Here is a 14,281-nt window from a genome sequence, read left to right on the forward strand (position 1 = left end):
TGGATGGCAGGCCTCACCCTGACCACCGCGGCCGCAACCCTCGCCTACGCCTCGGCTGTCGAGCGCACGCTGTACCAGCTCCGGGAGGAGACGGTACCCATCCTGCCGCCGGGCGCCGCTCCCCTGCGGGTCCTCCATCTCTCGGACATCCACATGGTGCCCGGCCAGAAGTCGAAGGCCGACTGGCTGCACAGCCTCGCCAGCCTGAATCCCGATCTCGTGGTCAACACGGGCGACAACCTCAGTTCCAAGAAGGCCGTCGGCCCGCTGCTCGAGGCGCTCGAGCCCCTCCTGAAGGTCCCGGGCGTGTTCGTACCCGGATCCAACGACTACTACGCGCCGGTCCTCAAGAACCCGCTGCGGTACTTCGCGGGACCGTCGATCCCTCCGAAGAAGTCGAAGGCGCAGGATCTGCCCTGGGCCGACATGTTCAGCGCGTTCGGTGCAGCCGGCTGGGTGGACCTCACCAACAGGTCCCAGTCCGTCGGCTTCGGGAACCTGCGGATCGACTTCACGGGGGTCGACGATCCACACCTCGACCGGGACAGGTACGCGCCCTACCCCCCGGGCAGCAGCACCTCGGCGGACGCTCCCCACATCCGGGTGGCCGTCGCTCACTCGCCCTACCAGCGCGTCCTGGATTACTTCACCGCCGGCGGCGCCGACCTCATGCTGGCCGGCCACACGCACGGCGGGCAGGTGTGCATCCCGGGCTACGGGGCGCTCGTCAGCAACTGTGATCTGCCCACCTGGCGTGCCCGCGGTCTCACCCAGTGGGACTCCGACGGCCGCACCGTGCCACTGAACGTGTCGGCCGGCATCGGGACCTCACGCTTCGCTCCGGTCCGCTTCGCCTGCAAGCCGGAAGCCGTGCTGCTGACGCTGACTCCCCGGACGGCCCGCTAGCCCCGGCATCCTGCCGGCTTCTTCCCGACGTGTGAGCTGGGTTACAGCCCTCCTGGCCTAGGATGGTTGCTGAAGGACACCAACAAGCACCGATCACCGAAGAGTTGGCATGACGAACCAGAACACACTGTGGGAATCGCTCGGACGGCTCTATCCGCACGTCCGGCCCATCATCCCCCGGCTGCTCCTCGGCCTGCTCTGCGCCCTCGGGGCGAGCGTCATGGCGCTCGCCATCCCCCAGGTGCTGCGCGTCCTCATCAATGACGCGCTGGCGGAGGGAGGATCGGCCCGGACCGTCTGGATCGCCTCCGGCGTCGTCCTGCTCCTCGGCGTCCTCGAAGCCACGTTCGTCGCGTTGCGCCGGCAGTTCGTCATCGCCCCGGCGACGACGGTCGAGACGAACATGCGGACGTCCTTCTACCGCCACCTGCAGGACCTGACGATCGAGTTCCACGACCGGTGGGGCAGCGGGCAGCTGCTCTCCCGCGCGATGAGCGACCTCAACCTGATGCGTCGGTGGATGGCCTTCGGCCTCATCATGCTGGTGGTCACCTCCCTGACCGTGGTCATGGGCGTGGTCGTCATGTTCCTGACCAGCTGGGCCCTGGCACTGATCTTCGTCGCAGCCGCCGTGCCGCTCATGGTGTACGGCTACCGCTTCCGCACCTCCTACAGCCGCGTCTCCCGCAAGAGCCAGGACCAGGCCGGGGACCTCGCCACGACGGTCGAGGAATCCGTCCACGGCATCCGCGTCCTCAAGGCCTTCGGGCGCAGCCGTGAAGCGCTGGAGGACTTCGAGGAGCAGGCCGAGGAGCTGCGCCGCACGGAGATCTTCAAGGCGAGATCGCTCGCCAACTTCTCCATGGTGGTCACCCTGCTGCCCGAGCTCGCCCTCGGCGCCTCCCTGGTGGTGGGCGTGACGCTGGCCGCGAGCGGCGACGTGTCCATCGGCGCGCTCGTCGCCTTCTTCGCGACGGCGGCCGCCGTGGCCGGACCCGTCGAGTTCATAGGTCCGCTGCTCGCCATGACCTTCACGGCCAAGACGGCGATCGACCGGCACTACGAGGTCATGGAGTCCGAGAACACCATCACCGATCCCGCCGAGCCGGTACACCTCGAGGCGCCGCGGGGGGACGTGGTGTTCGACGCCGTCCACTTCCGCTACCCCGACGCGCAGGACGGCACCGGTGATGTCCTGGACGGCATCGACCTGACGCTGCGGGCCGGGGAGACGATGGCACTGGTCGGCGTCACGGGCTGCGGGAAGAGCACCCTCCTCCAGCTCGTCCCCCGGCTCTACGACGTCACGGGCGGCAGTATCAGCATCGACGGTGTCGACCTCCGCGAGCTCACCCTCGCCGAGCTGCGTACCCTCGTGGCGGTGGCCTTCGAGGACACGACGCTCTTCTCGAACTCCGTCCGCGACAACGTCCTGATGGGCTCCGACACTACGGGCACGGAGGCCGACAGCGTGCTCGCCGAGGCACTCGAGGTCGCCCAGGCGCAGTTCGCCTACGACCTGCCCGAGGGGCTCGACACGCTCATCGGCGAGGAGGGCCTCAGCCTGTCCGGCGGCCAGCGCCAGCGGATCGCCCTCGCCCGGGCCATCGCGGCCCGGCCCACCGTGCTGGTGCTCGACGATCCGCTCTCGGCGCTCGACGTCGCCACGGAGGAACGCGTCGAGGAGGGGCTGCGCGCCGTCCTCGGCTCCACCACGACGCTCATCGTGGCGCACCGGCCGTCGACGGTCGCGCTGGCGGACCGCGTGGCCCTGCTGCAGGACGGGCGCATCACCGACGTCGGCACCCACTCGGAGCTCCTCGCGCGCAGCGACCACTACCGCTACGTCATCGCAAGCCTCGACGACGAGGAGATCGCACAGCTCGGACGGCCGGTCCTGTCCGACCACGACGACGAGGAGGCACTGGCATGAGCCGCACCACGACGACCCCCGGGGGCGATCCGCCCAGGGACGGGAAGGGCGCCACCTCCGCCGGAGTCCTCAACGAGGACGACGTCCTCCTCGACCGCGCGCAGAGCAGATCCGTCCGCTCGAGGTCCTTCCGGCTGCTCGGGTCCCTGATCCGGCCGAACCGACGCCAGTTCGTCTGGACCGTGCTGCTCGTGGTCATCTCGCAGGCCGCCCGGGTGGCCGGCCCGGCCATCATCGCCTTCGGCATCGACCGGGCGCTGCCGGCCCTGATCGACGGCGACCCGCTCCTGCTCTGGGTCGCCGGCGGCACCTACCTGCTGGCCGCCGTCCTCGCCTCCGTCCTCACGGCCGGCTACGTGCGGGCCACCGCGCAGCTCAGCCAGGCCATGCTGCTGGACCTCCGAGTGCGCGTGTTCCGCCACACCCAGCGACTGAGCCTCGAGTTCCATGAGAAGTACACGTCGGGACGCATCATCTCGCGGCAGACCTCCGATCTCGAGGCGCTGCGCGAACTGCTCGACTCGGGCGTGAGCTCCCTCGCCTCGGGCGCCATCTTCATGCTGTTCACCGCGGCCACCATCTTCGCCCTCGACTGGCGGACGGGCCTCCTGATCCTGGCGGCCGCCGTCCCCATGTTCCTCCTGGCCCGCTGGTACCAGAAACACTCCCAGATCGCGTACCGGGAGTCCCGCGTGGTCTCGGCGAAGCTGATCGTCCACTTCATCGAGACCATGACCGGCATCCGCGCCGTCAAGGCCTTCCGCCGCGAAGCGGTCAACGGGAGGCGCTACGACGAACTGGCCGAGGATTACCGCAGGGTCACCGTCCGGTCCATCAACCTCAACGGCGTCTTCCAGCCCGGACTCGTGCTGATCGGCAACGTGACGGTCGCCGTCGTGCTGGTGTTCGGCGGTTTCCGGGTCCTCGGCGGCACCCTCGAGGTGGGCGCCCTGCTCGCACTGCTGCTCTACAGCAAGCGGTTCTTCCAGCCGGTGGACCAGATGGCCATGTTCTACAACTCCTTCCAGTCGGCCGCCGCGGCGCTCGAGAAGGTCTCCGGCCTGCTCGAGGAGGTACCGACCGTCCGCCCGCCGAAGAACCCGGTGGCGCTCCCGCATCCGCGCGGTGCGATCGACTTCCGGAAGGTCGCGTTCCGGTACGGGACCGGACCCGTGGTGCTGCCCACCATGGACCTGTCCATCCGCGCCGGACAGACGGTCGCGCTCGTCGGACAGACGGGTGCGGGCAAGTCCACACTGGCGAAGCTCATCGCCCGCTTCTACGACGTGTCCGAGGGCGAACTCACGCTCGACGGCGTGGACCTGCGGGACCTCGCGCCGAAGGACCTGCGGCGCGCCGTCGTCATGGTGACGCAGGAGGCGTTCCTCTTCAGCGGCTCGGTGGCGGACAACATCGCCCTCGGCAAACCCGAGGCCACGCGGGAGGAGATCGTCGCGGCGGCCCGTGCCGTGGGCGCGGAGGACTTCATCCTCGAACTCCCCGAGGGCTTCGACACCGATGTCAACAAGCGCGGCGGCCGCGTGTCCGCGGGCCAGCGCCAGCTCATCAGCTTCGCCCGGGCGTTCCTCGCGGATCCCGCGGTCCTCATCCTCGACGAGGCGACGTCCTCCCTAGACATACCGAGCGAGCGCCTCGTGCAGGAGGGCCTGCAGAAGCTCCTCGGTAACCGGACGGCGCTGATCATCGCGCATCGCCTGTCCACCGTGGCGATCGCCGACCGCGTGCTCGTGGTGCACGACGGCCGTGTCGTGGAGGACGGGACTCCCGCGGAACTCATCGGCGGTACGGGCCGGTTCGCGACCCTGCACGCGGCCTGGAAGGACTCGCTCGTCTGAGGAGCCGGCCGCGGCTGCGGTCCCGGTTTTCCTCGCCGCGCATCCTCGGCTATTCTTGGACAGTTGCTGTTCGGGAGGTTCCCGCCTTCCGTCCGCGACACCGGGGTGTGGCGCAGCTTGGTAGCGCGCGTCGTTCGGGACGACGAGGTCGCAGGTTCAAATCCTGTCACCCCGACCGTAGTCACCACGAGAAGGGCCCGTCGGCGGAAGCCGGCGGGCCCTTCTCGTCGTGGTCCCGGTTCAGCGTGCGTCGACCGTCACGACCTCGTACCCGTCGGGATCCACTGCCCCGAACTTCGCGTTGGCGAGCGCCAGGGTGCTGCCGAAGAGCGCCACCGTGGTGGGGACGTCGAACAGCGGACTCGTGATGACGTCCTCGACCTCGCCGGCGGAGAGGTCCTTCGCCAGGTCGATCCTGCTGACCTGGTTGATCCGGTTCTGGACGGCGTAGACGGTGTCGCCCTTCGCGAGGATGCCGTCGACGTTCGGCAGCGGTGCTGTCGTGATGACGGCGCTGGCCCCGGTCTCCGGGTCCACGGTGTAGATCGCCTGGTTGGCCGAGTGCGCCACGATCAGCGTCCTGCCGCGGTCCACGGAGGTGATGCCGTTGAGGTTGAAGGCCGGTGCCGGTGCGACCTCCGCTGCCGGCCCGCTGAGCTGCAGTGTGCGCGGCTCTCCGAGCGTTCCCTTCTTCCCGACCGGGAGGAAGTAGAGTTCGGCGCTGCGCGAGTTCGTGAAGTAGGCGCCGTCCTTCGTGAGTGTGACGTCGTTGATGAACGCGCTGCCCGTGGTCAGCTCGATGTCGGCCACCGTGGCTCCGGTCCGCGTGTCGTAGACGTACGCATGGCCGGTTCCGCCACCCGCGACGAACAGCAGGTCGTTCCTCACATCCGCCTTCAGGCCGACGGCCGCCCTGCCCTCCGGCGCGTCGATGAACAGTTCCGCCGTTCCCCGGCGGATGTCGCCGCGGAAGATGTCCCCGAGGCCGAGGTCGCCTGCGTAGAACGTGGATCCCCTGCCCGCCGCGATCCCCTCGGCCGACGACGCGCCGGGCAACGGGATGCTGAGGCCCTGCTGCCTGTGCGACGTGCTCTGCGACGACGGTCCGGGCGACGGTGGTGCAGCGACGGCCCCCGCGGCCGGCAGCAGGAGAGCGCCGATGGCGAGGACGGCGGCGGCGGCGCGTACGGTGCACCGCCGGGAGGCCGACGGATGGGATGTGGTCCTGGTGGTGGTTCTCACTCTGTGCTCCTCGTTGGTCCGGCGCTGGAGCGGCCCTCCACGGGTTCCGCACAGCGCTGTGTCGGAAGGGATCGTCGATCATCGTGAACTGCGGCCGGGGCCCCGGTGCCGGCCTGAACTGACCGGGCCGTAACCATAACGCTCCGGTTGCGACCATCGTCCCCGGATCGCCCGGTTTAGGACCGGCCGGCCTGTCTCCCGGTACTCTGGTCTACCAGTGCGGAGCCGCCGGAGCCCGTCACCGCGGTGCACGTCGCACCGCCGTTCGAAGGGAAGTGGCGTGCACGAGGCACACCCGGAGTACGCGGCCGCGGCATCGCCGGCCGGTAGCACCGTCCAGGAGGCGGACGCCCTGTGAACCGGGACCGGCTCGTCGGCCTCGGTGCGATCACCGCCACCTCCCTGCTGTGGGGGACCACGGGAACCGCAGCGACCTTCGCCCCCTCGGCCGGCCCGTTGGCGATCGGCGCAGCGGCACTGGGCATCGGCGGACTGCTGCAGGCCCTGATCGCCGTCCCGGCGCTGGCGGCGGCCCGCGCCGCGCTGCGGGCGAACCTCCCCGCCGCCCTCCTCGGCGCCGTCGCCGTCGGGATCTATCCCCTCGCGTTCTACAGCTCCATGCACCATGCCGGCGTCGCCGTCGGCTCCGTGGTGTCCCTCGCCTCGGCGCCCCTGGCCTCGGGAGTCCTCGAACGGCTCATCGACCGCCACCCGTTGAGCAGGTGGTGGATGCTCGCCGCCGGTCTCGGCGTGCTGGGCAGCGTCCTGCTGTGTCTGTCGAAGGTGCAGGGCCCCGCCGCCGACGCTTCATCGACCATCCTCGGCACGGGCCTCGGCCTGGTGGCAGGGGCCACCTATGCCACGTACTCGTGGGCCGTCCACCGCCTCATGGCCCGGCGGATCAGCCGGGCAGCCTCGATGGGTTCGGTGTTCGGCGGCGGCGGTCTGCTCCTGATGCCGGTCCTCCTCATCACGGGAGCCCCGCTCGTCGCCACCCGCGAAGCGTTCCTGGTCGCCGCCTACATGGCGCTCGTGCCCATGTTCCTCGGCTACCTGCTGTTCGGCTTCGGCCTCGCACGGGTCTCGGCGAGCACCGCGACCACGGTCACCCTCACGGAACCTGCGGTCGCCGCGATCCTCGCCGTGGTCGTCGTCGGGGAACGCCTCCCGGCCCTGGGCTGGACGGGCCTGGGCATCATCGGCGCAGCGCTGCTCGTCCTCGCCGTGGCCCCGACGAATGCGACGGCACCCGGGGACACGCGGTCGGCGACGACGCCGCCCGATCCGTCCCCGGTGCCCGGGGACACGCGGTCGCCGACGACGCCGGTCGGTCCCGCCCCTGCGCGCGAGGCGCCGACGGGGAGCCGTCCGGCGCGGCGCTGAGCCCCGGGCGGAGCGGACACGTCAGGCGAAGGTGCGGCCGGTCAGGCGTTCGTAGGCCTCGATGTACCGGGTGCGCGTGCGCTCGACGACGTCGTCGGGCAGGGCCGGTGGTGTGGACCGCCGGTCCCAGCCCGAGGCGTCCGAGGTCAGCCAGTCGCGCACGAACTGCTTGTCGAAGGACGGCTGCGCCTGCCCCGGCGCGTAGAGGGCGGCGTCCCAGAACCGCGAGGAGTCGGGCGTCAGCACCTCGTCGCCCAGCGTGATGCGGCCCGTCGCCGGATCGAGGCCGAATTCCACCTTGGTGTCCGCGAGGATGATCCCGCGCTCCCGGGCGATCGCCTCCGCGCGGGTGTAGATGTCGAGCGTGAGCGACCGCAGTTCCGCGGCGGCGTCGTCGCCCACGGTCATGACCACGGCGTCGTAGGTGATGTTCTCGTCGTGCTCGCCCACCTCGGCCTTGGCGGACGGCGTGAAGAGCGCCGGTTCGAGGCGTGATCCGTCCACGAGCCCGGCGGGCAGCGGCAGGGAGCAGACGGTCCGTGACTCCCGGTACTCGAGCAGTCCGCTCCCGGTGAGGTAGCCGCGTGCGATGCACTCGATCGGGTACATGGCGAGTTTCCGGCAGATCATGGCACGCCCCTCGACGGCCGCGGGGACGCCGCCTGCCACGTCGGAGGCGAGCACGTGGTTGGGGATCCCGGCGAGGCGTTCGAACCACCACAGGCTGAGCTGCGTCAGGACGCGTCCCTTGTCCGGGATCTCGGAGGACAGGACGTGGTCGTAGGCGCTGATGCGGTCGCTCGCGACCACGAGGACCACGTCGTCGCGTCCGTCCTCCGGCTCGTAGAGGTCCCGGACCTTGCCGGAGTAGACGTGCCGCCAGCCTGGGAGCTCGACGTGTGCCGGGGCGAAGGTGCTCATGCCGGTGCCGCCGCGGGTCCCGTGACGGTGACTTCGGAGCGGGAGGCCCTGAGCGCGATGTCCGTGCGGAACTGGCCGCCCTCGAGTTCGATCAGCGAGAGGCTGTCGTAGGCGGTGGTCCGCGCGTCCGCCAGCGAATCCCCGAGCCCGACGACGGCGAGCACGCGGCCGCCGGCGCTGACCACCTTGCCGTCGCGGAGCGCCGTGCCGGCATGCAGCACGTGCGCTCCGTCGACCTTCGCGGCCTTCCTGAGGCCGCGGACACGGCGACCGGTCGCGGGAGCATCGGGGTAGTTCTCGGACGCGAGCACGACCGCGACGGCGGTCCTGGGCGACCACTTGAGCTGGTCCACCTGGTCGAGGGTTCCCTTCGCGGCAGCGAGCAGCACCCCCCCGAGCGGTGTGGACAGCCGGGCGAGCACCGCCTGCGTCTCGGGGTCGCCGAACCGTGCGTTGAACTCGATGACGCGCATGCCGCGCGAGGTGAGGGCGAGGCCGACGTAGAGGACGCCCGCGAAGGGCGTGCCGCGGTGTGCCATCTCGTCGATCACGGGTTGCGCCACGCGGGACACGACCTCGTCCACGAGGCCGGCGGGAACCCATTCGAGCGGCGAGTAGGCGCCCATGCCACCGGTGTTCGGACCCCGGTCGCCGTCGGCGATGCGCTTGAAGTCCTGCGCCGGTGCGAGCGGGACCACGGTGCGCCCGTCGGACAGGACGAACAGGGAGACCTCGGGCCCGTCGAGGTACTCCTCGACGACCACGGTGCCGCCGGCCCGGAAGCACGCCGAGGCGTGGGCGCGGGCCTCGTCGAGGTCGTCCGTGACGACGACGCCCTTGCCCGCGGCGAGTCCGTCGTCCTTCACCACATAGGGGGCCCCGAAGGTGCAGAGCGCCTCGTTCGCCTCCTCGTCCGTGGCGGCGACCCGTGCCATCGCCGTCGGAACCCCTGCGGACGCCATGACCTGCTTGGCGAACGCCTTGGACGCCTCGAGCTGGGCAGCAGCCTTCGTGGGCCCGAAGACGGGGATCCCGGCGTCGAGCAGGGCGTCGGCGACGCCGGCGGCGAGCGGGGCCTCGGGGCCGATCACCACGAGGTCCGAACCGAGCCGTCGGGCCAGGTCCGTCACGACGGCGGGATCGTTCGCGTCGATGTCGTGGGTCGGCACGTCCGCCGCGATACCGGCGTTGCCGGGGGCCGCATGCACCTCGCCGACGAACGGGTCGGCCAGCAAGGCCCGGACGATGGCATGTTCGCGGCCTCCGGGGCCCAGCACAAGTACCTTCACAGTAGGACAGCGTACTGGAGGGGCCCGCGCCCTCCCAGCGTGCGGGCCCTGTTACGCGGGGCCCTACCCATACCCTTCGCGGCCTTCTCCGAATACTTCGCATGAGCAACTCGACCGGGCCCCGCCGCGGCATCGCCCTCCTCGCCGCCCTCGCCGGGATCATCGCCGCCGGCGTGGTGCTCGGTGTCGCCGAACTCGCCGGCGCCTTCTTCCGGGCCAGTGCCACCCCCGTCATCGCGATGGGCTCCACCTTCATCGACTTCACCCCGCCGTGGCTGAAGGACTTCGCGATCGCCACCTTCGGCACCCATGACAAGCTGGCGCTGCTCGTTGGCATGGCTGTCACCATCGCGATCCTGGCAGCCGTCCTCGGCGTGGTCGCCTACCGGCGCTGGGCACTCGGTGCCGCCGGGGTGATCCTCATGGGCGCGATCATCGTGGCGTGCGTCCTCACACGTGCCGGTGCCTCCCTTCCCGACGCCGTCCCCTCGGTGGTCGGCACCGTCGCGGGGCTGCTCGCCCTGCGCCTGCTCATCGCCCGTCTCCGCCACGCCGCCGTCGTCCCCGCCGCCGATTCCGGGACACCCGCTCCTGCGGGGATCACGGGAACCGGATCCCCCACCGACACGACGGACGGCGTCGTCCACCCGTCCGGCGGCCGGTCGGCAGCCACGGCCGCGAAGCCCGGCGGTACCACCTCCCGCCGCGGCTTCTTCGCCGCGGCCGGGGCCACCGCCGTGGTCGCTGCGGCCGCCGCCGGCGGTGGGCGGCTGCTGTCCGGAGCGCGCAACAACATCGCCGCCCTCCGCGACAGCCTGCAGTTCCCCGCGCCCGCCAGCCCCGCGCCGGTCCTCCCCGCCGGCGTGCAGTCCCCCGTCCCGGGCGTGACACCGTTCGTCACCCCGAACGGAGACTTCTACCGCATCGACACCGCGCTCAGCGTCCCGCAGCTCACCACGGACGACTGGGTGCTCCGCGTGCACGGCATGGTCGAGGAGGAGTTCGAGCTGTCCTTCCAGGATCTCCTCGACGCGGACCTGATCGAACGCCACATCACCCTGACCTGCGTGTCCAATCCCGTGGGCGGCTACCTCGCCGGCACCGCGAAGTGGCTGGGCTACCCCCTGCGGGAGGTACTGGCGCGTGCCAGGCCGCTCGACGGCGCCGACATGGTCCTGTCCACCAGTTCGGACGGCTTCAGTGCCTCCACCCCCCTGCCCGTCCTGCAGGACGACCGCGACGCCATCCTCGCCGTCGCCATGAACGGTGAGCCGCTGACGGTGGAGCACGGATTCCCCGTCCGCATGGTGGTCCCCGGGCTCTACGGCTACGTGTCCGCCACCAAGTGGGTGGTGGACCTGGAGGTCACCCGCTTCGCCGACAGGACCGCCTACTGGACGGACCGCGGCTGGTCCGAGGAAGGCCCCATCAAGACGATGGCCCGCGTGGAGGTGCCGCAGTCCTTCGCATCGGTGGATGCCGGCACGGTCATGATCGGCGGTGTGGCCTGGTCGCAGCAGCGGGGAATCACCGCGGTGGAGGTCTCCGTGGACGGCGGCGACTGGGAAGCCGTGGACCTCGCGGCCGAGGCATCCGTGGACACGTGGCGGCAGTGGTCGTACGGCGTGGATCTCGAGCCCGGACTCCACACCGTACGGGCTCGGGCCACCGACGCCGCCGACGGCCTCCAGACCGACCAGCGCGCGGACACCGTGCCGAACGGCGCCTCGGGCTGGCAGTCGGTGCAGTTCACGGTCAAGTAGACCTCCGATGCACGGAAGGCCACGGAAGGCTCCGGGGCCTGCACCCACCGGAAGACCGTCCCTCCGGTGGGCGCAGTCGTACCGGGACGGCGGCCCCTGATGGGGAATACTGGGACCATGCCCTCCACCTTCACCACGGCTGACGCCGTCGACTTCGCCGTCCTCGAACGCAACGGCTTCATCGAATCCCGCCACGTCGGTGCAGCCGTCGTCCTCGCGGCGGACGGTTCCGTGGTCACCGGACTCGGCGACATCGACAGCCCGGTGTTCCCCCGCTCGACGCTCAAGCCGTTCCAGGCGCTCGCCAGCATGAAGGCGGGCGTACCGCTGCGCGGCCCCCAGGTGGCCCTCGCCGCCGCGAGCCACGTCGCGAGCAACGAGCACATGGACGTGGTGCGCACCATGCTCGACGCCGCGGGCGTCACCGAGGACGACCTCCAGTGCCCCGAGGACTGGCCGCAGGACGAGGAGGCCCGCAACGACCTCGTGCGCAGCGGCAAGGGCAAGCAGCGCATCGCCTTCAACTGCTCGGGGAAGCACGCCGCCTTCCTGTGGGCCTGCACCGAGAACGGCTGGGACACGGCCACCTACCTCGAGCCCACGCACCCGCTCCAGCGCTCCGTGGCGTCGGTCATCGAGGAGTACACCGAGGAGTCCGTGGCGGCATGGGGCATCGACGGCTGCGGCGCCCCCGTCGCCGCGGTGTCCCTGAAGGGGCTCGCCCGCGGCATCGGCAGGATCGCGAAGGCGCCGTCGGACAAGCACGCCGACGCGCGTGCGGCGACGATCGCCACGGCGATGCTCGACTACCCGTGGGCCGTGCACGGCAACGGCATGGAGAACTCGGTGGTCATGGAGGACCTCGGCGTCCTCGCCAAGAGCGGGGCCGAGGGTGTCCTCGTCCTCGGCGCGCGGAACGGTGCATCCCTGGCCCTGAAGGTCCTCGACGGCAATGCCCGTGCGGCGACCCTCGTCGGCCTGACGCTGTTCGCCGCATCGGGGGCGATCGACGCCGAGAAGGTCGGCGCGGTCCTCGAGAAGGTCGTCCCGCCGGTCCTCGGCGGCGGACGTCCGGTCGGCAGCCTGCGGCTCGCCGCCCCGGTCCTGGCCCTGCTCGACTAGGGCCCGCCCGACCATGGCGCGACGACGCATCTCCGCAGAGGACGGCCACCGGGCCCTCACACGCGTGGCCGAGGGCTCGGCCGGCCGACCCGAGCTCGCGACCGCCGTACGGTTCACGCTGGAGGAGCTCGCCGGACTGGCGCCCGGCAACAGCGTCGAGGTCCGTGTGCCGCCCTTCGGCGTCACGCAGTGCGTCGAAGGGCCGCGCCACACCCGCGGCACCCCGCCCAACGTCGTCGAGACGGACGCCGCCACCTGGCTCGCCCTCGTCACGGGAACGACGACCTGGCCCGAGGCCCTCGCCGCGGGCAAGGTCGCGGCGTCGGGCCAGCGCGCCGACCTCGGTGCCTGGCTCCCCCTCTTCGGACGCCGCACATGAGCATGGACGGCACGGACACGACGGCGTCCACCGCGAGGGACGTGCCTCCCCGTGCCGGGGACCGCCCGGGTGCCCGGCGCAAGAACCTCGTCGCGGCACTCCGGAGCCGGCCCGCCGGGGCGTGGGCGACCGGCCTCGCGGCCACCCTCCTTTACACCCTCTTCTCCGTCACGCAGTGGTACCGGCTGGACTCACCGTCCTGGGACCTCGGGATCTTCACGCAGCTCGCGAAGGCCTACGCAGCGCCCGGCGCCCCGATCGTCCCGATCAAGGGCGAGGACTTCAACCTGCTGGGCGACCATTTCCATCCGCTGCTCGTACTGCTCGGACCGGCCTACGCCCTCGCGCCGTCGGGCCTCACCCTCCTGGTCGTGCAGGGCCTGCTGTTCGGCCTGTCCGTGGCGGTGGTGGCGCGGACGGGGATGACGCTGCTCGGGCGCGCCGCGGGGATCGGGGTGGGGATCGCCTACGCCCTGTCCTGGGGCCTGCAGTCCGCGGTGGCGGCGCAGTTCCACGAGATCGCGTTCGCCGTCCCCCTCCTCGCGCTCAGCCTCGAGGCGGTGCTGCTGCGCCGCGTGCTGCCCGCCGTGGTGTGGGGTGGGCTCCTCGTCTTCGTCAAGGAGGATCTGGGGCTCACCGTCATCGCCCTGGGACTGGTCCTCGCATGGCGCCTCCGCACCATCGCCGGACTGTGGCTCTCCCTGTGGGGCGCCCTGTGGCTCATCGTCTCGGTACGCGTGATCCTCCCGGCACTCAACACCTCCGGCCAGTACGACTACTCGGACCGCATCGACGTGGGTGGCATGATCGCGGACCCCGCCGGCGCCGTCGTCGACCTCGTCTCCGGGACCGCGAAACACGAGACGCTGCTGCTGCTCCTGCTCGCCGGTGGTGCCCTGTTCCTCCGTTCCTCGCTCAGCCTCGTCCTGCTGCCGACGATCCTGTGGCGGTTCGCCTCCGGCCAGGAGGGGTACTGGGGGCCGGAGTGGCACTACAGCGCGGTCCTGATGCCCGTGCTCTTCCTCGCACTGGTGGACGGCGTGCGGACCCTGCGGATGCACCGCCGCACCTGGGTGCGCACCACCGCCCTGGTCGGCGTCCCCGCCGCGGTGCTGGCCTGCCTGGTCCTGCTGCCGGGCCAGAAGTTCGCCGCCCTCGCAGAACCGGAGACCTACCGACCGTCGGACCGCTGGGACGCGGCCCACCGCATGATGGACCTCATCCCCGCTGGGTCCAGCGTGGAGAGCGGGGTGGTGCTGATGGCCTACCTCGTCCCCGAGACCCGGGTGTACTGGCTCGGCAACCCGAATCCGGCGCCGGACTACCTCGTCGTCGACGCGGAGGACTGGAGCTGGGGCCCCGTCCGGCCGAGCGACGCGGAGGCCCATGCGGAGCAGCGCTTCCCCGGGACCGACTACACCCTGGTGTTCGACGAGGCGGGCTACCAGCTCGTCGAGCTGGGACGCTGATGCCCGGTAGCCTTAAAC

Annotated in this window: 11 protein-coding genes and 1 tRNA gene; 9 read left to right on the top strand and 3 right to left on the bottom strand. The window is 71.1% G+C overall.

What is annotated here, in order from left to right; genetic code table 11:
• Window positions 1-3: 3 nt before the first annotated feature.
• The 4 genes from AC0Z9V_RS07910 to AC0Z9V_RS07925 all read left to right on the top strand — a co-directional run bounded on the left by AC0Z9V_RS07910 (window position 4) and on the right by AC0Z9V_RS07925 (window position 4,870).
• Window positions 4-906 (top strand): metallophosphoesterase, encoded by a 903-nt coding sequence (locus AC0Z9V_RS07910; protein ID WP_485141182.1) that lies wholly within the window; start codon window positions 4-6, stop codon window positions 904-906.
• Window positions 907-1,015: 109 nt separating this feature from the next.
• Complete coding sequence (locus tag AC0Z9V_RS07915) at window positions 1,016-2,839, top strand: ABC transporter ATP-binding protein (RefSeq protein WP_485141183.1); 1,824 nt, start codon at window positions 1,016-1,018, stop codon at window positions 2,837-2,839.
• Window positions 2,836-4,695, top strand: a complete 1,860-nt coding sequence (locus AC0Z9V_RS07920; RefSeq protein WP_133081201.1) for an ABC transporter ATP-binding protein — start codon at window positions 2,836-2,838, stop codon at window positions 4,693-4,695. The genes AC0Z9V_RS07915 and AC0Z9V_RS07920 overlap by 4 nt, the downstream gene beginning before the upstream one ends.
• Window positions 4,696-4,796: 101 nt before the next feature.
• Window positions 4,797-4,870 (top strand) — tRNA-Pro (locus tag AC0Z9V_RS07925).
• A gap of 65 nt (window positions 4,871-4,935) precedes the next feature.
• On the opposite strand, the gene AC0Z9V_RS07930 is transcribed toward AC0Z9V_RS07925, so the two are convergent.
• Window positions 4,936-5,937 carry an NHL repeat-containing protein gene (locus tag AC0Z9V_RS07930; protein ID WP_485141184.1) on the bottom strand — a complete coding sequence of 334 codons (1,002 nt, stop codon included), beginning with the start codon at window positions 5,935-5,937 and terminating at the stop codon, window positions 4,936-4,938.
• Window positions 5,938-6,291: 354 nt separating this feature from the next.
• Between AC0Z9V_RS07930 and AC0Z9V_RS07935 the strand changes: the two genes are divergently transcribed.
• The gene (locus tag AC0Z9V_RS07935) at window positions 6,292-7,320 is read left to right on the top strand and encodes a DMT family transporter (protein WP_485141185.1); all 1,029 of its coding nucleotides are present in this window, start codon (window positions 6,292-6,294) and stop codon (window positions 7,318-7,320) included.
• Window positions 7,321-7,341: 21 nt separating this feature from the next.
• Here the strand turns inward: AC0Z9V_RS07935 and AC0Z9V_RS07940 are convergent, their stop codons facing one another.
• Window positions 7,342-8,241 carry a phosphoribosylaminoimidazolesuccinocarboxamide synthase gene (locus tag AC0Z9V_RS07940; RefSeq protein WP_459268087.1) on the bottom strand — a complete coding sequence of 300 codons (900 nt, stop codon included), beginning with the start codon at window positions 8,239-8,241 and terminating at the stop codon, window positions 7,342-7,344.
• Window positions 8,238-9,530 (bottom strand): phosphoribosylamine--glycine ligase, encoded by a 1,293-nt coding sequence (gene purD / locus AC0Z9V_RS07945; protein ID WP_208739200.1) that lies wholly within the window; start codon window positions 9,528-9,530, stop codon window positions 8,238-8,240. The genes AC0Z9V_RS07940 and purD overlap by 4 nt, the downstream gene beginning before the upstream one ends.
• 101 nt (window positions 9,531-9,631) lie before the next feature.
• Between purD and AC0Z9V_RS07950 the strand changes: the two genes are divergently transcribed.
• The 4 genes from AC0Z9V_RS07950 to AC0Z9V_RS07965 all read left to right on the top strand — a co-directional run bounded on the left by AC0Z9V_RS07950 (window position 9,632) and on the right by AC0Z9V_RS07965 (window position 14,263).
• Complete coding sequence (locus tag AC0Z9V_RS07950; RefSeq protein ID WP_485141186.1) at window positions 9,632-11,293, top strand: molybdopterin-dependent oxidoreductase; 1,662 nt, start codon at window positions 9,632-9,634, stop codon at window positions 11,291-11,293.
• A 117-nt stretch (window positions 11,294-11,410) separates the two neighbouring features.
• Window positions 11,411-12,415, top strand: coding sequence for an asparaginase (locus tag AC0Z9V_RS07955; protein WP_133081207.1), 1,005 nt, complete (start codon window positions 11,411-11,413; stop codon window positions 12,413-12,415).
• Window positions 12,416-12,428: 13 nt separating this feature from the next.
• Window positions 12,429-12,794, top strand: coding sequence for a sterol carrier family protein (locus AC0Z9V_RS07960; RefSeq protein ID WP_485141187.1), 366 nt, complete (start codon window positions 12,429-12,431; stop codon window positions 12,792-12,794).
• Window positions 12,791-14,263, top strand: a complete 1,473-nt coding sequence (locus AC0Z9V_RS07965) for a DUF2079 domain-containing protein (RefSeq protein ID WP_485141188.1) — start codon at window positions 12,791-12,793, stop codon at window positions 14,261-14,263. Before AC0Z9V_RS07960 ends, AC0Z9V_RS07965 begins: the two co-directional genes overlap by 4 nt.
• Window positions 14,264-14,281 lie beyond the last annotated feature (18 nt).

Source organism: Arthrobacter sp. UYP4 (assembly GCF_057291175.1).

Coding starts and splice junctions, on each gene's coding strand:
- AC0Z9V_RS07910 (WP_485141182.1), top strand. CDS start 4: ATGGCAGGCCTCACCCTGACCACCGCGGCCGCAACCCTCGCCTACGCC.
- AC0Z9V_RS07960 (WP_485141187.1), top strand. CDS start 12,429: ATGGCGCGACGACGCATCTCCGCAGAGGACGGCCACCGGGCCCTCACA.
- AC0Z9V_RS07940 (WP_459268087.1), bottom strand. CDS start 8,241: ATGAGCACCTTCGCCCCGGCACACGTCGAGCTCCCAGGCTGGCGGCAC.
- AC0Z9V_RS07955 (WP_133081207.1), top strand. CDS start 11,411: ATGCCCTCCACCTTCACCACGGCTGACGCCGTCGACTTCGCCGTCCTC.
- AC0Z9V_RS07950 (WP_485141186.1), top strand. CDS start 9,632: ATGAGCAACTCGACCGGGCCCCGCCGCGGCATCGCCCTCCTCGCCGCC.
- AC0Z9V_RS07915 (WP_485141183.1), top strand. CDS start 1,016: ATGACGAACCAGAACACACTGTGGGAATCGCTCGGACGGCTCTATCCG.
- AC0Z9V_RS07920 (WP_133081201.1), top strand. CDS start 2,836: ATGAGCCGCACCACGACGACCCCCGGGGGCGATCCGCCCAGGGACGGG.
- AC0Z9V_RS07965 (WP_485141188.1), top strand. CDS start 12,791: ATGAGCATGGACGGCACGGACACGACGGCGTCCACCGCGAGGGACGTG.